This is a genomic window from Pseudomonas sp. MDT1-17 (assembly GCF_054898105.1).
On sequence record NZ_JBUBVM010000001.1, the window covers coordinates 545922 to 564254 of the forward strand.

19 protein-coding genes and 1 tRNA gene are annotated in these 18333 nt (G+C 58.0%); 15 read left to right on the forward strand and 5 right to left on the reverse strand.

The features are described from left to right. Positions 1-78: 78 nt before the first annotated feature. From ACYZTX_RS02370 to ACYZTX_RS02385, 4 genes are read left to right on the forward strand one after another with little or no spacing between them, the layout of a single operon-like run. Positions 79-1770, forward strand: a complete 1692-nt coding sequence (locus tag ACYZTX_RS02370) for a vWA domain-containing protein (RefSeq protein ID WP_462032791.1) — start codon at positions 79-81, stop codon at positions 1768-1770. Position 1771: 1 nt separating this feature from the next. Continuing rightward, positions 1772-2338 carry an RNA polymerase sigma factor gene (locus ACYZTX_RS02375; protein ID WP_462032792.1) on the forward strand — a complete coding sequence of 189 codons (567 nt, stop codon included), beginning with the start codon at positions 1772-1774 and terminating at the stop codon, positions 2336-2338. Next, on the forward strand, positions 2335-2931 hold the full coding sequence (locus tag ACYZTX_RS02380; protein ID WP_462032793.1) for a hypothetical protein: 597 nt from the start codon (positions 2335-2337) through the stop codon (positions 2929-2931). Before ACYZTX_RS02375 ends, ACYZTX_RS02380 begins: the two co-directional genes overlap by 4 nt. 20 nt (positions 2932-2951) lie before the next feature. After that, complete coding sequence (locus tag ACYZTX_RS02385; RefSeq protein WP_462032794.1) at positions 2952-3218, forward strand: hypothetical protein; 267 nt, start codon at positions 2952-2954, stop codon at positions 3216-3218. A gap of 81 nt (positions 3219-3299) precedes the next feature. On the opposite strand, the gene ACYZTX_RS02390 is transcribed toward ACYZTX_RS02385, so the two are convergent. Beyond that, positions 3300-3593, reverse strand: coding sequence for a DUF3077 domain-containing protein (locus ACYZTX_RS02390; RefSeq protein WP_462032795.1), 294 nt, complete (start codon positions 3591-3593; stop codon positions 3300-3302). A 764-nt stretch (positions 3594-4357) separates the two neighbouring features. Here ACYZTX_RS02390 and ACYZTX_RS02395 point away from each other — a divergent pair. After that, entirely contained in the window at positions 4358-4612 is a 255-nt protein-coding gene (locus ACYZTX_RS02395; protein ID WP_046047280.1) for a type II toxin-antitoxin system HicA family toxin, read from the forward strand. After that, positions 4609-4941, forward strand: coding sequence for a type II toxin-antitoxin system HicB family antitoxin (locus ACYZTX_RS02400; RefSeq protein WP_056746376.1), 333 nt, complete (start codon positions 4609-4611; stop codon positions 4939-4941). Before ACYZTX_RS02395 ends, ACYZTX_RS02400 begins: the two co-directional genes overlap by 4 nt. A 129-nt stretch (positions 4942-5070) precedes the next feature. Here ACYZTX_RS02400 and ACYZTX_RS02405 read toward each other — a convergent pair whose 3' ends face one another. After that, positions 5071-5610, reverse strand: a complete 540-nt coding sequence (locus ACYZTX_RS02405; protein ID WP_462037131.1) for a hypothetical protein — start codon at positions 5608-5610, stop codon at positions 5071-5073. Between ACYZTX_RS02405 and ACYZTX_RS02410 the strand changes: the two genes are divergently transcribed. Continuing rightward, positions 5530-5805, forward strand: coding sequence for a Wadjet anti-phage system protein JetD domain-containing protein (locus ACYZTX_RS02410; protein ID WP_462032796.1), 276 nt, complete (start codon positions 5530-5532; stop codon positions 5803-5805). The two genes, ACYZTX_RS02405 and ACYZTX_RS02410, sit on opposite strands and share 81 nt — an antisense overlap. 83 nt (positions 5806-5888) lie before the next feature. On the opposite strand, the gene ACYZTX_RS02415 is transcribed toward ACYZTX_RS02410, so the two are convergent. Further along, positions 5889-5965, reverse strand: a tRNA-Arg gene (locus ACYZTX_RS02415). A gap of 349 nt (positions 5966-6314) precedes the next feature. Between ACYZTX_RS02415 and gabD the strand changes: the two genes are divergently transcribed. From gabD to ACYZTX_RS02430, 3 genes are all read left to right on the forward strand, one after another. After that, complete coding sequence (gene gabD / locus ACYZTX_RS02420; protein WP_054050229.1) at positions 6315-7757, forward strand: NADP-dependent succinate-semialdehyde dehydrogenase; 1443 nt, start codon at positions 6315-6317, stop codon at positions 7755-7757. A gap of 183 nt (positions 7758-7940) precedes the next feature. Continuing rightward, positions 7941-9218: a 4-aminobutyrate--2-oxoglutarate transaminase gene (gabT, locus tag ACYZTX_RS02425; RefSeq protein WP_462032797.1), complete on the forward strand. Its 1278-nt coding sequence runs from the start codon at positions 7941-7943 to the stop codon at positions 9216-9218. Positions 9219-9356: 138 nt separating this feature from the next. Continuing rightward, positions 9357-10571 (forward strand): HDOD domain-containing protein, encoded by a 1215-nt coding sequence (locus ACYZTX_RS02430; protein ID WP_462032798.1) that lies wholly within the window; start codon positions 9357-9359, stop codon positions 10569-10571. A gap of 135 nt (positions 10572-10706) precedes the next feature. On the opposite strand, the gene ACYZTX_RS02435 is transcribed toward ACYZTX_RS02430, so the two are convergent. Next, complete coding sequence (locus ACYZTX_RS02435) at positions 10707-11696, reverse strand: GGDEF domain-containing protein (RefSeq protein WP_462036975.1); 990 nt, start codon at positions 11694-11696, stop codon at positions 10707-10709. Positions 11697-11839: 143 nt separating this feature from the next. Further along, positions 11840-13024: a delta-9 fatty acid desaturase DesA gene (gene desA, locus ACYZTX_RS02440; RefSeq protein WP_462032799.1), complete on the reverse strand. Its 1185-nt coding sequence runs from the start codon at positions 13022-13024 to the stop codon at positions 11840-11842. 147 nt (positions 13025-13171) lie between these two features. Here desA and dibA point away from each other — a divergent pair, with 147 nt between their 5' ends. The 5 genes from dibA to cysW all read left to right on the forward strand — a co-directional run bounded on the left by dibA (position 13172) and on the right by cysW (position 18332). Then, entirely contained in the window at positions 13172-15091 is a 1920-nt protein-coding gene (dibA, locus tag ACYZTX_RS02445; protein WP_462032800.1) for a phosphodiesterase DibA, read from the forward strand. A 197-nt stretch (positions 15092-15288) separates the two neighbouring features. Further along, a complete protein-coding gene (oscA, locus tag ACYZTX_RS02450; protein WP_007941032.1) occupies positions 15289-15471 on the forward strand; it encodes a sulfur starvation response protein OscA in 183 nt (60 codons plus the stop codon). A gap of 71 nt (positions 15472-15542) precedes the next feature. Further along, complete coding sequence (locus ACYZTX_RS02455; RefSeq protein WP_462032801.1) at positions 15543-16556, forward strand: sulfate ABC transporter substrate-binding protein; 1014 nt, start codon at positions 15543-15545, stop codon at positions 16554-16556. 71 nt (positions 16557-16627) lie between these two features. Then, complete coding sequence (gene cysT, locus ACYZTX_RS02460; protein ID WP_462032802.1) at positions 16628-17446, forward strand: sulfate ABC transporter permease subunit CysT; 819 nt, start codon at positions 16628-16630, stop codon at positions 17444-17446. 13 nt (positions 17447-17459) lie between these two features. Beyond that, positions 17460-18332 (forward strand): sulfate ABC transporter permease subunit CysW, encoded by an 873-nt coding sequence (gene cysW, locus ACYZTX_RS02465; protein ID WP_462032803.1) that lies wholly within the window; start codon positions 17460-17462, stop codon positions 18330-18332. The last annotated feature ends 1 nt before the right edge of the window (position 18333 follow it).

Here is an 18333-nt window from a genome sequence, read left to right on the forward strand (position 1 = left end):
CGGCAGCCTTAACCCGAATCTACCGGGCTGTCCGTCTCAGAGGATGAATGGATCAATTTCCTCCTGAGGTCAGCCCCCATGTCCCTCCCTCTGCATTTCCTCCGCCCGGCCGCCCAGGGTTTTGCCGCCGGGTTGCTGCTGGCCATTGCCGGTTGCGGCGTTTCATCCAAGCCTGATTCCGCATCGGTTCCGGTTCCGCCACCGGCGCAAGGTGCGCTGGTGCGCAGCGAGACGGTCATGGCCGATGCAAAAATGGCCAAACGCAGCGTGCGCCCGGCCCCCATCACGGGTTATGCGCCTGAATCTTCGCCGCCGGGTTATCAGGATGAACAGCGTGAGCAATATCAAGCGCTGGCGGATAATCCGATTCACAGCGTGGCCGAAGCACCGGTCTCAACCTTCAGCGCCGACGTCGATACCGGCGCCTACGCCAACGTCCGCCGCTTGCTCAATCAGGGGCGCCTGCCACCGGAAGGTGCGGTCCGCCTGGAGGAGATGGTCAATTACTTCCCCTACGATTACGCATTGCCCACCGATGGCTCGCCGTTCGGCGTGACCACAGAGCTGGCGCCGTCACCGTGGAACCCGCATACCCGATTGCTGCGCATCGGCATCAAGGCCTCGGACCGCGCGGTAGCGGAGTTGGCCCCGGCGAACCTGGTGTTTCTGGTGGACGTGTCTGGCTCGATGGATCGACGCGAGGGTTTGCCGCTGGTCAAAAGCACCCTCAAATTGCTGGTTGATCAATTGCGCGAGCAGGACAGGGTTTCGTTGGTCGTTTACGCCGGCGATTCGCGTGTGGTACTGGAGCCGACGTCCGGACGCGACAAAGCGAAAATTCGCACAGCTATCGAACAATTGACCGCCGGCGGCTCCACCGCTGGGGCGTCAGGCATCGAACTGGCCTATCAGATGGCGCAACAGGCGTTTATCCCCAAGGGTATCAACCGCATCCTGTTGGCCACCGACGGTGACTTCAACGTCGGCATCAGCGACTTCGACAGCCTCAAGCAAATGGCTGTGGATAAACGCAAGACCGGGGTTTCCCTGACCACGTTGGGGTTTGGTGTGGATAACTACAATGAACACCTGATGGAACAGTTGGCCGATGCTGGCGACGGCAACTATGGCTACATCGACAACCTGCGCGAGGCGCGCAAGGTGCTGGTGGATCAGCTCGGCTCGACCCTCGCCGTCGTTGCGAAGAACGTGAAGCTGCAAGTGGAGTTCAACCCGGCACAGGTCAGTGAATATCGGCTGCTGGGGTATGAGAATCGTGCGTTGAAGCGCGAGGATTTCAGCAACGATAAGGTCGATGCCGGTGAAATCGGCGCAGGGCATACGGTGACGGCGTTGTACGAAATTGTGCCCAAGGGTGAAAAGGGCTGGCTGGAGCCGCTGCGGTATGGCACTCCTGGGGCCGCTGTTTCCGAAAAGACTGGGGAATTGGCGATGTTGCGAGTGAGGTATCAGCTGCCTGAGGGTGGGAATAGTCGCTTGATCGAGCGGCCGATCGTCAATGGTCAGGTCGGCAAAGCCAGTGATGACCTGCGATTTGCGGCGGCCGTGGCGGCGTTTTCCCAGCAGCTCAAGGACGGACGTTATACCGGTGATTTCAGCCTGAAGGACACGGAAGCCTTGGCCCGTGGTGCGCGGGGCGAAGATCGATTCGGTCTGCGGGCAGAGTTCGTGCAATTGGTGGAGTTGGCGCAGAGCCTGCGAACCACGACCGCATCCAATAGTGAGCCGCTTAAGGGAGGCTACAACTGATATGTCTGCTCCTGAACCGAGCGACGAATCGCTGCTGGCCCGTTATCGCGCAGGCGACGGGCCGGCGTTCGAGATTTTGTACGCTCGTCACCGCCAAGGGCTCTACCGATTCCTGCTCGGCCTGAGCGGCAAGTCCGAACTGGCCGAAGAGGTTTACCAGGAAACCTGGTTGAGCCTGATCCGCAGCACCAGTCAGCCACAAGGCCGGGCGAATTTTCGTACCTGGCTTTACCAGATTGCCCGCAATCGACTGATCGATCATTGGCGCAAACACGGTATCCATAACCCCCTGCACGACAGCTACGACGAACAGATCCACGCGTTGAGCGATGACGCTGCCGACCCCGAACACCTGCTGAACCTGAGCCGCGACAACCAGCGCCTCGAAGCGGCCCTGCAAAACCTGCCGGCTGACCAGCGCGAAGTGTTCCTGCTCCGTGCCCACGGCGATCTCGATTTACCGCAGATCGCCACCCTCACCGAAACACCGCTGGAAACTGTCAAGAGTCGCTTGCGCTACGCCCAGCAAAAACTGCGTCGGCTGCTGGCCGAGGAGGTACTGACATGACTGACGCCAAACAGACACCGGAAGACCAAGTGCTACAGCATTACCGCGAGCATGCGGCTGGAGAACCACCGTCCCATCTCGACGCTTTCCTCCTCGCCACCGCGCAACGCGAAGTCCCTGTGCAGAAGCCAAGTCTGTGGAAACGCTGGGTGCAGGCCTGCCAGAAACCCCGTTGGGAGGTCGCATTTGCCAGCCTCGTCGGCGTGGCCCTGATGCTTGCACTGGTGCAACGCCCTCCGGACCAAGTCCCGGATTATGACTTCGCTCCTGCACCCCAAGCGTCTGCACCGGTCGCCAAAAAAGAAGCCGCAGAGGCACCCCCTTCGGTTGCTCGTTCACTGGCTGCGCCCGCCGGCGCGATGATGTCCGCCCCCGCGCAAAGTGAATCGATCAATGCCGAAATGGCCGATGAAGCAAAAGTCAGCAAACGGGCAGCAGCCCCGGCGAAAACGCTGGATGAGCAATTGCGAGAAGTGGTACGCCTGCAAAAGGCCGGTCAGTCACAAGCTGCCGATGCGCTGTTGAAGACATTGCACAAGCGTTTCCCTGAAGAAAACCTCACGGCCCGACTCAAGGCGTTGCAGAAAAACTGAAGGGCACAGCGGCCGTCAATTTGGCATCGACGCCGGAAAACGCGCACTATCGGGCTATAGCCGATGCGTTGGAGGAAGTCATGGCGAAAAAAATCGACCGCATCGCCCAAATGCTCAACTGCCCGGAGAAGGGCGAGGAATTACGGCGAGCAGTTACTGAGAGTCGTAAGGAGTTTCTGCTGGCGAAGCAGGCAGAAGAAGCGCTTGAGGAAGACGTTCTTGATGAAGAAGTGGTTGAGGACGAAGAGGATGATGAATACGACGAGTTTGATTGGACCACCGAGTGAAAGCGGCACTCTGATAGCACTACTCTTTCAAATTGCAGATCCCAACAAATCAGGACCTGCAATTTGAATGGTGGGGTGCCGCTATTCTGTGGTTCTTTCCTTGTGCGAAGCGGGTCCTCGCGTCAGTACTTTCACCACATCATCAACCAACGCCTTACTCAGCGCCGTCAAATAATGCGCAGCCCAGGCGTGACGATCGCTTTCTCTGTCGTAGGCAGCATCTTTGGACAGTGCTTTGGCGAGGAACAGAAAGTCTGAAGCCATGGATAACGCGTCGCCGAGAGGCACACCGCGAGTGAAGTGGAACACCGCTTGATCCGAGCAGTAGATGGCGGGCGTTAAGCCGATGGTTTTCAGCTCTGATGGTTCGGTCATTTGCCACCTCCATTGATAGAGGTGCGGTGGGATTGCGACTCGAAATCGCGTTGGGGTATGAACCAAGTTTTGTACGGATTGATGCTGCGCATTGTTCACTTCCTTGATTTAAGAAGTTGCCGCGCATTCGATACCAAGCGAATGGGTGGCAACTGTGCGCAGGTTGGTAAACCGGGGAATCAAGGAAACCGGCACGTCCGAAGACGTCCCACGCACAGCCGCCATAACACAAGATCACAGGCGAAAAAAAACGCCTGCAATCGTGTTGGGGGCGCTGTTGCGCCTTATTCCATCGGGTTACCAAGCCCGGTCGCTGAATTGGCAGCGACGGCGGAAGGGTATCGCGCAGGCGGATCTCCTGCAACCTCGGATATCGGGTCAATGGCAACGGCGATTGTCAGAGCGCCAGTGGCCGCTGACTACCCAAGAATCGCCCAAGAACTACCCAAGTAATGTACGAAGGCCGGCACGCGTCTGACACTGACGCGTGCCGCAGTTGTAAACTTTTAGTTTACAACTGCCCCTTCAGTCCGCTAACCATCGGCTTATACAGCCCGTAAATGTGACTCGAAGTTGCATTTGATGGCCTGATGACGCTCACCCAAATCAAGAAGATTCACCTTGAATCTCGAAACAACGTGTCTTCAGTCTTGGTCACTTCCATCCGTCCAGGCCCAGAGCCGCCATGCGCTTAGGGTGTGGACAGGGCCGATGAGTCAGGATTCAGGGTTGCTTTCTTTTGCGCGGTATCATAATTTCATACCATGAATAACAAACAGCTCAGCACCCTGAAAGCAGTATTCTCAAGGCCGACCCCAGCCGCGCTGGAGTGGGCCCGTATCGAGTCTTTATTCGGTGCCGCTGGCGCCAAGACCATTGAAGGCAATGGGTCCCGGGTGCGCTTTGAGCTGAACGGTGTGGTCGCCACCTTTCACCGACCACACCCGGACAAAGAAGCAAAGCCCTACCAGGTTCGTGATGCTCGGGCTTTCCTTGAACAAGCAGGAGTCACCCCATGAGCGTAATGAATTACAAAGGCTATGCCGCCCGAATTGAATACAGCGAGGAAGATGGCCTGTTTGTCGGCCATATTGCTGGTATCAGAGATATTGTTGGGTTTCATGGCGAGTCAGTACAGGAGCTTCGAGATGCATTTGAAGAGGCCGTCACCGATTATCTGGAGACTTGCGCCAAGCTCGGGCGCACGCCGCAGAAGCCCTATTCTGGCCACCTCAGTCTGCGTTTAGCGCCGGCACTCCACGCAACTGTCGCCGTAAAAGCGCAGCTAGCCCACAAGAGTATCAATCAGTGGGTAGCTGACGTTCTTGATCGTGAGGTGCATGCCTGACTACTGTGCTATTGCACCTCAGTAATTCAAGTTGCTCGTTGCTCTTGATAGCCCTGCCACGGTTTTGGATAGCCTTGCGTTATTGGCGCATCACCCTCGCCACCAAGTGGCAGCCTCTTTCTTTTGATTTTAAATCGATGGCTCGAAACCTGGGAGCGTCATTTTTCCTCCACTGGTTCGGTTGCCAAATCCGGTGGGGATAAGAAAACTATGCTGGTGCATTTCTGCCAGTTCAGTTCGCCACTGAGCTTCGCTGTATTTCAATTTGCTTTCATTCCACCCATGCAAAACTTCTTGAAGGATGGCAGCTTCGTTGGTTTCACGGCCCTCGATTAGCAAGTCATTCCATGCGCTATAGAGCGTGGAAACGCGTTCGCATCGTGCGGTATCCCAGGGGCGCATAAGCTCGATTAGAGCATTAAGCTGTTGACGCTGTTCGGCAGACCATAGTGCTTCAAAGGCTAGACGGTGAGCGCCAGCCTGGGTTAGAGGGCGATACTCATATCGTTTCCCATCATCCAACGGTAATTCATCGAACCACTGGTTTTCTCGCAATCCCTGTATCGCTTGATTCATTAAGGTTGGGTCATGTGGACCAGCGGCATAACGCTCTTCTTTGCTCTGCATGGCTTCGCTATTCTGGACCGGCTTCGCCGTCGCTTCGATCATGTTGAGTCATTTCTGATGGATCGCGTAACGCTTGTGGCCCATAAAAATCTATGGGGAGAAGAAGCGGATCAGTTTGTACATGACTTGCCGAACCTCACCGAAAAAGAAAGGGTTCTTTTCGACGAGCTGAGGGATAACCGAGTTCGTAATGGCTTGCGGTTGGAACAGGAGTACATCAGCTATCAGTGGTTCTAGGAAGCGTTGATAGCAATGGGCTGTAAGTGAGGCACAAAAAAGCCCCAGACCCTAAGATCTGAGGCTTTTTCATTTACTACGTATGGTGCACCAGGCGGGATTCGAACCCACGACCACTGCCTTCGGAGGGCAGTACTCTATCCAGCTGAGCTACTGGTGCAATGCGGGCGCCATGATACTCATATGCGCTGCGGGCGTCCATGCTGCTGAATCGCCTGCGGTTTTCCAAAGCGTAACCTGTGTTTGCTACGTTGATCAGAAAAATTAGGCAAATGCGGCGTTTTCGTTCTTTTTTTCGAACAGGCTATTGTCCTTTACCCCCTTTGATCCTAGGATTCGTTTGAGATTTCAAACGCTCTTGTCTGGGTGCTGAACCGCACGAGTTTCAATCAGTGCGCTATTTATGTGCTTCAGCCCGGTGAATGATTTCCCTGACGGCAGCCTATAAGGCGCCTTTCTACAATCATAATTCGCTCCGCGCGTGCGCGGTGCTGTTAAGGAAAGCCGACATGCAGCTTAAAGATACCCAGTTGTTCCGCCAGCAAGCCTTTATCGATGGCGCTTGGGTTGATGCGGACAATGGTCAGACGATCAAGGTCAACAACCCGGCAACGGGCGAAATTCTGGGCACCGTGCCGAAAATGGGCGCTGCCGAAACCCGCCGTGCGATCGAAGCCGCTGACAAAGCGCTGCCGGCGTGGCGTGCACTGACCGCCAAGGATCGTGCGAACAAGCTGCGTCGCTGGTTCGAACTGATCATCGAGAACCAGGACGACCTGGCTCGCTTGATGACCCTGGAACAGGGCAAGCCATTGGCTGAAGCCAAGGGCGAAATCGTTTACGCCGCTTCCTTTATCGAGTGGTTCGCCGAAGAAGCCAAGCGCGTCTACGGTGATGTGATTCCGGGCCATCAGCCAGACAAGCGCCTGATCGTGATCAAGCAGCCAATCGGCGTGACCGCTGCAATCACCCCGTGGAACTTCCCGGCCGCAATGATCACCCGTAAAGCCGGCCCGGCGCTGGCCGCCGGTTGCACCATGGTGCTCAAGCCTGCTTCGCAAACTCCATTCTCGGCATTCGCTTTGGCTGAACTGGCCCAGCGTGCCGGCATTCCGAACGGCGTGTTCAGTGTTGTGTCCGGCAGTGCTGGCGACATCGGCAGCGAGCTGACCAGCAACCCGATCGTGCGCAAACTGTCCTTCACTGGTTCGACCGAGATCGGCCGTCAGCTGATGGCCGAATGTGCCAAGGACATCAAGAAAGTCTCTCTGGAACTGGGCGGCAACGCGCCGTTCATCGTGTTCGACGACGCGGACCTGGATAAGGCTGTCGAAGGCGCGATCATTTCCAAGTACCGCAACAACGGCCAGACCTGCGTCTGCGCCAACCGTTTGTACATTCAGGATTCGGTCTACGACGCGTTCGCCGAGAAGCTGAAAGTGGCTGTGGCCAAACTCAAGATCGGCAACGGTCTGGAAGAAGGCACCACCACTGGCCCGCTGATCGACGAAAAAGCCGTGGCCAAGGTTCAAGAGCACATTGCTGACGCGATCAGCAAAGGCGCAACCGTTCTGGCGGGTGGCAAGGTTATGGAAGGCAACTTCTTCGAACCGACCATTCTGACCAACGTGCCGAAGAACGCTGCCGTGGCCAAGGAAGAAACCTTCGGTCCATTGGCGCCGCTGTTCCGCTTCAAAGACGAAGCCGAAGTGATCGCGATGTCCAACGACACCGAGTTCGGTCTGGCTTCGTACTTCTATGCCCGCGACCTGGGTCGTGTGTTCCGTGTGGCTGAAGCCCTGGAATACGGCATGGTCGGCGTCAACACCGGGTTGATCTCCAACGAAGTCGCGCCGTTCGGCGGCATCAAGGCGTCGGGCCTGGGCCGTGAAGGCTCCAAGTACGGCATCGAAGATTACCTGGAAATCAAATACCTCTGCCTGGGCATCTAAGCCCGGCCAGGCATTGCTTCAAGCGGAAAGGGCACGAGAGCGCTGTCCCTTTCTGCGCTTCAAACGGAATTTTCTCTGTGGCCGGGAACGCTGTGGCAGTCGATCATCGCATGCTGCCGTAGTTGCCTCCCCGCCGCATTTTCCTTGAACCACGCCGCCCGATGAGCGGTGAATGAGGACTTTATGAGCAAGACAAACGCATCCCTGATGAAACGCCGCGAAGCCGCTGTACCACGCGGTGTTGGCCAGATTCACCCGATCTTCGCCGAGTCCGCGAAGAACGCCACCGTGACTGACGTTGAAGGTCGCGAGTTCATCGACTTCGCCGGCGGCATCGCCGTGCTGAACACCGGTCACCTGCACCCGAAAATCATCGCCGCCGTGACCGCGCAGCTGAACAAGCTGACCCACACCTGCTTCCAGGTACTGGCTTACGAGCCGTACGTAGAACTGTGCGAAAAAATCAACGTCAAGGTGCCAGGTGATTTCGCCAAGAAAACCCTGCTGGTGACCACCGGTTCCGAAGCCGTCGAAAACGCCGTGAAAATCGCCCGTGCCGCCACTGGCCGTGCTGGCGTGATCGCCTTCACCGGCGCTTACCACGGTCGCACCATGATGACCCTGGGCCTGACCGGTAAAGTCGTGCCGTACTCGGCCGGCATGGGCCTGATGCCAGGCGGCATCTTCCGCGCGCTGTACCCGAACGAATTGCACGGTGTGAGCATCGACGATTCGATCGCCAGCATCGAACGCATCTTCAAGAACGACGCCGAGCCGCGTGACATCGCTGCCATCATCATTGAGCCAGTTCAGGGCGAAGGCGGTTTCTACGTCGCGCCTAAAGAGTTCATGAAGCGTCTGCGCGCTCTGTGCGACCAGCACGGCATCCTGTTGATCGCTGACGAAGTACAAACTGGCGCTGGCCGTACCGGCACTTTCTTCGCCATGGAACAGATGGGCGTTGCTGCCGACCTGACCACCTTTGCCAAATCCATCGCTGGCGGCTTCCCGTTGGCCGGTGTTTGCGGCAAAGCCGAATACATGGACGCCATTGCTCCAGGCGGCTTGGGCGGCACCTACGCGGGTAGCCCGATCGCTTGCGCTGCGGCCCTGGCCGTGATGGAAGTGTTCGAAGAAGAGCACCTGCTGGACCGCTGCAAGGCAGTCGGCGAGCGTCTGGTCACTGGCTTGAAAGCCATCCAGGCCAAGTACCCGGTGATCGGCGAAGTCCGTGCCCTGGGCGCGATGATCGCAGTCGAACTGTTCGTCGACGGCGACAGCCACAAGCCGAACGCTCCAGCGGTAGCCGCCGTTGTGGCCAAGGCTCGCGACAAGGGTCTGATCCTGCTGTCCTGCGGTACTTACGGCAACGTTCTGCGTGTGCTGGTGCCGCTGACTTCGCCGGACGAGCAGCTGGACAAAGGTCTGGCGATCATCGAAGAGTGCTTCTCTGAGCTCTGATTGCCAAGTGTGAACTGATCGACAAAAAAACCTGCTTCGGCGGGTTTTTTTGTGTCCCCGGAACACATCGATGGCAAATGCGCTGTATCGAATGGCCGACATTGACTAAGGTGCAGGCACTATCTTTGGGGTGTGTAAATGATTGCTGTGGTGTTACCCGCTGCACCGCGTGTGCTGATTGCCGAAGCCGACCCCTGGTCCCGCGACTTGCTCAAGCAGGTTTTGTTGAATGTGCGCTGCGACGCGCGGCTGGATCTGTGTGCTGACGGTCAGGAAGCGCTGCACCTGTTGGCGGAAAATCCTTACGACCTGGTGATCGTCGACTGGGAACTGCCCGGTGTCGATGGTTTGAATGTCTTGCGCAGTGTCCGTCAGCGCAAACGCAATCCACCGCTGCCATTCATTTTGATGAGCAGTCGCAATGACAGCGCCAGCGTTCGCGAAGCTCTGCCCCTGGCGCCTGCAGCGTACCTGACCAAGCCTCTGAACATGGAAAGCCTGACCCACCGCTTGCAGGATTTGCTGTTGAACGCCGGCGAAGAGGTGTCTTGCGAAGTGCCTTCGCTGGCGCCGGGCATGACCTTGTCGGTTTACCTGGATCGTCGACGTGAGCTGGCCGACGGCGCACCACTGATGACCGACGTTCAGTTGGCGGTCAAACGCAGCCTCAATCCCAACGGCCTCGATCTGACATTGCTGCATGATGAGATCCGTACTGATCCGCAGATCACCGCCGTGCTGATCGCCGCCGCCAACAGCGCGGCTCAGCACCATGGCGTTGCTGTACAAACCCTGTCCCAGGCGCTGCATCGCCTCGGCACCGGGCAAAGCATGAACCTGATTCTGGGGCTGGCCCTCAAGCGCAGTGCCCGCCTCAGCGATCCGTTTCTGGCCGACTATGCCGAGCGCTATTGGGAGTTATCGCTACGCACCGCCGAATATGGCCGGACCTTGGCGCGCCTGCTGGATCTGGATCAGGAGCGCTGTTATTGCGCCGGTATGCTGCATCGCCTCGGCGACCTTGCGCTGTTGCGGTGTTTGCAGGAATGGAAGCAGGCTGGTGGTGAGCTGGATGAATGGGAGGAGGTCGGCGAGGCGCTGGCTAAATTCGGCGCGGGCTATGGTTCGGCGCTTCGCACTCGCTGGCGCCTGCCGCTGGAGCTGCGAGAGCTGATTGCGGCGGTCTACCAGTTCGGTGGCGGGGTTTACTCGCGTGAAGCGCTGGTGATGAACATGGCTGCGCAATTGGCGCGGCTGACTGAGCATGAGGGCGTTGAAGCGCTGGCGAAGAGCCGGACTGCGCGGTTGCTCAAGATTGGATTGCCGGAATTGATGCGTTTGCGCAAAAAATAAGCCTGACGCATGCCCCTGTGGGAGCGAGCCTGCTCGCGAAAGCAGTGTGACAGTCAGAGTTGATGGTGACTGATTCACCGCTTTCGCGAGCAGGCTCGCTCCCACATTGGTTTTGTGTTGGGCTTGAGTTCGGGTTCAGCCGGAAATGATGCGGTTCTTACCCTGGCGCTTGGCTTCATACATCGCCGCATCCGCGCGGGCAAACAGGCTGTCGACGTTTTCGTCCTCATCGGTGAGGCTGGTCAGTCCCTGGCTGACGGTGATGCCGAACGTCTGGTCGCCATGGGTGAAACTTAATCGTTGAATTTCCCGTTGCAGGCGCTCGGCCACCTGCATGGCCATGTCTGGCGCGCAGCCGGGAAATACCGCTGCGAATTCCTCACCGCCAATTCGCCCGAACACATCACCGCGACGCAACGCCGCGCGACCGCTCTCGGCGATCCGCTGCAGCACGTTGTCGCCTTCCAGGTGGCCGTAAGTGTCATTGATTACTTTGAAATCATCGATGTCCAGCAGCAGGAACGCCAGCGGCGTGCCTTGAAGCCGTGCTTGTTCGAATTCACGGTGAGCGCAGTCGAAGAAGTGTCGGCGGTTGCTGCTCTGGGTCAGTACGTCGGTGGTGGCCAAGCGTTGCAGCTCGGTTTCCAACTGTTTCTTGTCAGTAATGTCTTCGGCAATACCGACGATGATCACGGGTTGCCCCGGCTCGGCTTGGCGGTTGATGAAGCACTTGTCACTGAGCCAGCGGACCTGGCCGTCGGCGGCAATGATTCGGTACTCGCGGTCTTCAACGGCGCCTTTGACCAACACTTCAGCCAGGCTGCGTTCGGCATAGTCCAGGTCGTCGGGGTAAATGCTGTCGCGCCATTGGTTGTAGTCGGACAGCAACAGGCCTGCGGAGCGGCCGAAAATCCGTTCATAGGCGGGGCTGACATAGAGCACCTGACGGGATTCCCAATCGAAGGCCCAAAGCACCGCGTTGACGCTCACCAGCAGAGCGCTGAACAGCTGTTCGCGTTCGCTCAGACGCGCCACTTCGCCTTGTGCATGCATCAGCGCCAGCAAAGTTTGCGCGGCCTCGGGCCATTGCGGGAGGGATGAGTCTTTCAGGTTTTTATTGACCATCGACACAAAGTCTCAAAGGGCGTGTGCCGTTCGAGGTTCGAAAGCGGCCGGCCCGCCTGGATGGCGAAGTGTCTTTGAGATAGGGGATTTGGAGCTAAGTTCCGAAGGGTGCGCCCGCGAACGGGGCGCACCGATCAACGGCGTCAGACAGCGGCGGGGCGCAGGGAGTAGGTTTTCAACTGATCGGCGAAGTCGCGCAGGGATTGAATCCCGCTGGCCTCGGCTTCGTGTACCCAATCCTTGATGGCGGCCAGCATATCGTGACCATTTGAGCTGGTCTTGACCCAGATCTGCTGCAAGGCCAGGCGTTTCTCGTAAATTACCTTCAGCGCCTGACTGTGCTCGAGCATGGTCTGGATGCGAATGTGGTGATTGTCATCCAGCAGGCTGGTTTCCCGCGAGAGCAGGCGTTTGGCACGATGGAACTGGTGACGGACCGAGTGATCGACCTTTTCCAGCTCTTGTTTGACCAGCGGTGCGATCACCAATTTGCGGTACTGGGCCATGATCTGGAAGCGGTTGTTGAGGATCGCCATGGCGGTGTCCATGTCCAGGTTGCCTTTGCCTTCGACCCGGTGGGCGATTGGCGCAACCCGCTGGACCTTGGCCAGACGCAGGAAGCTGAAGACCTGGATCCAGGCCCAGCCGAGATCGAATTCCCACTTCTTCACCGACAGTTTTGCCGAATTAGGGTAGGTGTGATGATTGTTATGCAGTTCTTCGCCGCCGATCAGGATGCCCCAGGGCACCAGATTGGTCGCCGCATCGCGGCATTCGAAGTTACGGTAGCCGATGGCATGGCCAAGACCATTGACCACGCCGGCGGCCCACACCGGGATCCACATCATCTGGATGGCCCAGATGGTGATGCCAATGGTGCCGAACAGCAGCAGGTCGATGACGCCCATGATCGCCACGCCCAGCAGCGGAAAGCGGCTATACAGGTTGCGTTCGATCCAGTCTTCGGGGCAGTTCTTGCCGTAGATGCGCAGGGTCTCGGGGTTTTCCGCTTCGGCGCGGTACAGCTCGGCACCTTTGCGCAGAACGGTGGAGAGGCCCTTGATGACCGGGCTGTGCGGGTCATCGACGGTTTCGCATTTGGCGTGGTGCTTGCGGTGGATAGCGGTCCACTCACGGGTGTTCTGCGCCGTGGTCAGCCACAGCCAGAAGCGGAAGAAATGTTTCAGGCCAGCATTGAGCTCCAGGGAGCGATGGGCTGAATAACGGTGCAGATAGACCGTGACGCCGATGATCGTCACGTGGGTCATCAGCAGGGTGGCTGCCACCAGTGACCAGGGCGACAAGCCGAGAAAACCTTCGTACCACATAGTCTATTGGGCCCTCGATAAAGAAAAAAACAGCCGTTGCATTATCACCAAGCCCACAGATAAAACCAGTCACCCTTTCAGATAAGAGTGGCTGGATGTGTCTTTAAACTATAATTCCATCCTTTTTGAAGGGACATGGACAGCCGAATGTCTGCTACCTATCGCGATGCTCTGCGCGCAGCACTGCTTTACCTTCTGGTTTCCGTCGGTTGGCTGCAGTTCAGTGGCCATTTATTGAACAGTTTCTTCGATGGCTCTGCAGAGTTAATGCGATGGCAACTGATCAACGGTTATGCCTGGGTGGTATTCAGCGCCGGTCTGATTTTCGTCGCCCGGGCGCGATTGTTCCGTTGCCTGGGGATCGGTGCAAAGTTGCGTGAGCGCACTGAAGACCGCGAACGTTTGCGTCAGGCGGCCGCGGTGTTCGATTGCACGCGTGAAGGGGTGCTGGTCACCGACAACAAAGGGTTGATCGTCCATGTAAACCGGGCCTTCATGACAATCACCGGCTATCAGAGCGAAGAGGTGCTCGGCCAGCGCCCCAGTCTGTTCAAGTCCGGTCATCACCCACAGGCTTTCTACCAGACGATGTTCGCGACACTCAACAGCACCGGCGAGTGGAGCGGAGAAATCTGGAACCGCCGCAAAAGCGGCGAGATCTACCCGCAATGGCAGACCATCCGCGTCATTGACGACGAGAGGGGGCGGCGCAGCCATTACGTGGCAGTGTTTTCCGACATTAGCGCAATCAAGAATTCCGAACATGAGCTGACGCACCTGGCTCACTACGATCCGCTGACCGATCTGCCCAATCGACTGTTGTTCACCGACCGCGCCGAGCAGGCCCTGGCTTCGGCGCAGTTGCACAAGCGCGGCTGCGCGCTACTGATGATCGATCTTGACCACTTCAAGATGATCAACGACAGCCTCGGGCATAGCATTGGGGACCAGTTGCTCAAGGGCGTGGCTGAGCGTTTGAAAGCGATGGTCGGTCCGGGGATCACGCTCGCGCGCCTTGGCGGTGACGAGTTCGCCGTGCTCGCTGAAAGCTGTCCGCAAATGGTGCACGCTGCGGCGCTGGCTCAGCGGATCATCGATGGCCTCAAAGAGCCGTTCCAGATCGACAGGCATCAGTTGTTCGTCAATATCAGCGTCGGCATCAGCCTGTTCCCCGGCGACGCCTTGAGCGCCGAGCAGCTGTTGCGCAACTCCGACTCGGCGCTGTTCAAGGCCAAGAGTGCCGGCCGCAACGACTACGCCCTCTATACCGAAGAATTGACCGCCCATGCCCAGCAACGAGTCGAGACTGCATTCGAATTGCGTCGTGCGCTGGAGCAGCAGGAGTTGCGGGTTTATTACCAGCCCGTTCACGACCTCAAGACCAGTCGCCTGATCGGCGTCGAGGCATTGGTGCGCTGGGAGCATCCACAGCGAGGGTTGGTGTCGCCGGCAGTGTTCATTCCCATTGCCGAGCGCACCGGTCTGATCGCCGAAATTGATGCCTGGGTGATGCGCCAGGCTTGTGAGCAGATGTGCCAGTGGCAGCAGGCCGGGGTGGTGTTGTCGTTTGTCGCGGTGAATGTTTCTTCTCGATTGTTCGCCCGCCGTGAGTTGTTTGGGCAGGTGGCGAAGGTGCTGCACGAAACCGGGCTGGATCCTGCCTGTCTGGAGCTGGAAGTCACCGAGAGCGCTGTGATGGATGACCCGGAAGTCGCGCTGGAGCAGATGCACAGGTTGCGTGAATTAGGCGTGCGGCTGGCCATCGATGACTTTGGTACAGGCTATTCGTCGTTGCTGCGCCTCAAGCGAATGCCGGTACAGAAACTCAAGATCGATCAGGGCTTCGTTGCCGGGTTGCCGTGGGATGAGGATGACGCGGCGATTGTGCGGGTGATCATTGCGCTGGCCCAGAGCATGGGAATGCAGGTTCATGCCGAGGGGATCGAGCAGGTCGAGCAGGCGAGTTTCCTGCTCGAACACAGCTGCGATCTGGGGCAGGGCTACTGGTTTGGACGGCCGGTGCCGGCCGGGCAGCTGGATTGGATACGTGCGCCGGTCATTGGCTAATCCCCCCGCCACAGGCTTTTTGAGGGCTTGAAAAAGTCATTTCCTGCACAAACCCTCGCCCCATCAAATAATTTCTTTTGGTTATATAAACATTCTTAAATAGTCTTTTTAAGAATATCTGCGCTTATCTACTATTGCTCTCACGCCGCAAGCAGTCCCGCCACTGCCGGGCAATCTCTTGTCGAAGGAGCAGCACCATGAGCGCATCCCTACGTAGCGTTGACGGTCAGGACGAAGCAACCATTTTGCGTGAGATCCAGAGCGCCTTGCGCGATCTGCGTTTTGGCGCGGTGGAGATCACCGTGCACAACGCCCAGGTGGTCCAGATTGAACGCAAAGAGAAATTCCGTTTGCAGAATCCAGGCAACAAACCGAGTTAAAAAACCGGCAGCCCGATTCCAGCACACCCTAAGAAAAAGCCAACACAATCAGAATTCCAGGAGCTTTCACCATGTCGTCGATTCGTCATTTCGCTTTGGCCGCCCTGGCCAGTGCCCTTTTTGCTGGTTCCGCGGTTGCCAAGGATTACGAACTGCTCAACGTGTCGTACGACCCGACTCGCGAGTTGTATCAGGACTACAACGCTGAATTCATCAGCTTCTGGAAGAAAGACCACGCTGGCGACAACGTGAAAGTCCAGCAGTCCCACGGTGGTTCGGGCAAGCAGGGCCGGGCGGTGATCGACGGTCTGCGCGCCGACGTGGTGACCCTGGCCCTGGCCGGTGACATCGATGAAATCGCCAAACTCGGCAAAACCCTGCCGGCGGATTGGCAGACGCGTCTGCCGGAAGCGAGCACGCCGTACACCTCGACCATCGTGTTCCTGGTGCGCAAGGGCAACCCTAAAGGCATCAAGGACTGGGGCGACCTGACCAAAAACGGCGTGGAAGTCATCACCCCGAACCCGAAAACCTCCGGCGGTGCGCGCTGGAACTTCCTCGCCGCCTGGGCCTATGGCCTGAAGGCCAACGGCGGCAACGAAGCCAAGGCCAAGGAATATGTGCAAACCCTGTTCAAGCACGTTCCTGTGCTGGACACCGGTGCTCGCGGTTCGACCATCACCTTCGTCAACAACGGTCAGGGCGACGTGTTGCTGGCTTGGGAAAACGAAGCCTTCCTGGCCTTGAAAGAAGATGGCGGCGCTGACAAGTTCGACATCGTCGTGCCTTCGCTGTCGATCCTCGCCGAGCCTCCAGTAGCGTTGGTCGACAAGAACGCCGAGAAAAAGGGCAACACCGAGATCGCCGAAGCGTACCTCAAGCACCTTTACAGCCCGGCCGGCCAGGAAATCGCGGCAAAAAACTTCTATCGTCCACGTGACAAGGATATTGCCGCCAAGTACGCCAAGCAGTTCCCGACACTGGACCTGGTGACCATCGACAAGGACTTTGGCGGCTGGAAATCCGCTCAACCGAAGTTCTTCAACGACGGTGGCGTGTTCGACCAGATTTATCAGGCTCAATAACCTGGAATAAGCCATAAAACGAGCCTCGAATTGCACTTCGAGGCTTTGCGCGTTCTCAACCAAGGACTTTTATGTCGCGTCGTATCTCCCCCGTCATACCCGGCTTCGGGCTGACGCTGGGCTACACCTTGGTGTACCTCAGCCTGATTGTGCTCATTCCACTGGCGGCGATGTTCGTCCATGCCGCCCAACTCACCTGGGATCAGTTCTGGGCGATCATCTCGGCTCCACGGGTGCTGGCAGCGTTGAAGCTGAGCTTCGGCACCGCGCTCTATGCCGCGATCATCAACGGCATCATCGGCACGCTGCTCGCCTGGGTGCTGGTGCGCTATACCTTCCCGGGACGCAAAGTCATCGACGCAATGATCGACTTGCCCTTCGCGCTGCCCACTGCCGTGGCCGGTATTGCACTCACCGCGTTGTACGCCCCTGCCGGTTTGGTGGGTCAGTTTGCAGCGGACCTGGGTTTCAAGATCGCGTACACCCCCCTCGGCATCACCCTTGCCCTTACTTTTGTGACACTTCCATTCGTAGTACGTACGGTACAGCCAGTACTGGCCGATATCCCGCGTGAAGTGGAAGAAGCGGCGGCGTGTCTCGGGGCAAAACCCTTACAGGTTTTTCGCCATATTCTGGTTCCGGCGTTGCTGCCAGCCTGGTTGACCGGTTTTGCTTTGGCCTTTGCCCGCGGGGTCGGCGAGTACGGTTCGGTGATTTTCATCGCCGGCAACATGCCGATGAAAACCGAGATCCTGCCGCTGCTGATCATGGTCAAACTCGACCAGTACGATTACACCGGCGCCACGTCCATTGGTGTACTGATGCTGGTGGTTTCTTTCGTCCTGTTGCTGCTGATCAACTTGCTGCAGCGGCGCATCGAAACCCCATAAGGAGGCGCGAACAATGTCCCAATCGTCTATTAGCGCCGCTTCCTCGGCCAACGCCGCCCGCCGTGGCAGTGCCACTTCGCGGCGGATCCTGATCGGCCTCGGCTGGCTGGTTTTTGCGCTGTTTCTTTTGTTGCCGCTGTTCATCGTGGTGTCCCAGGGCCTGAAGCTTGGCCTCGGTGCGTTCTTTACCGCGATCTTCGAACCCGACGCTTTGTCGGCCCTGAAACTCACGGCGATCGCCGTGCTGATTTCAGTGCCGCTGAACCTGGTGTTCGGTGTCAGCGCCGCGTGGTGCGTGAGTAAATACTCGTTCCGTGGCAAGAGCATGCTGGTGACCCTGATCGACCTGCCGTTTTCGGTGTCGCCGGTGATCGCCGGTCTGGTCTACGTGCTGATGTTCGGCGCCCAGGGCATTTTTGGCCCGTGGCTGCAGGACCACGACATCCAGATCGTCTTTGCCTTGCCGGGCATCGTGCTGGCGACGATTTTCGTCACCGTGCCGTTTGTGGCGCGCGAGCTGATCCCGTTGATGCAGGAGCAAGGCACGCAGGAAGAAGAGGCCGCGCGTCTGCTCGGGGCCAATGGCTGGCAGATGTTCTGGCACGTCACCGTTCCCAACATCAAATGGGGCCTGATCTACGGCGTGGTGCTGTGTACGGCGCGGGCCATGGGTGAATTCGGTGCGGTGTCGGTGGTTTCCGGACACATTCGCGGGGTGACCAACACCCTGCCGCTGCACGTCGAGATCCTCTACAACGAATACAACCACGTGGCCGCGTTCGCCGTGGCGAGCCTGTTGCTGATCCTGGCGCTCTTCATCCTGCTGCTCAAGCAGTGGAGCGAATCCCGTATTAACCGCCTGCGCGCCAGCGCCGCGGAGGAATAAG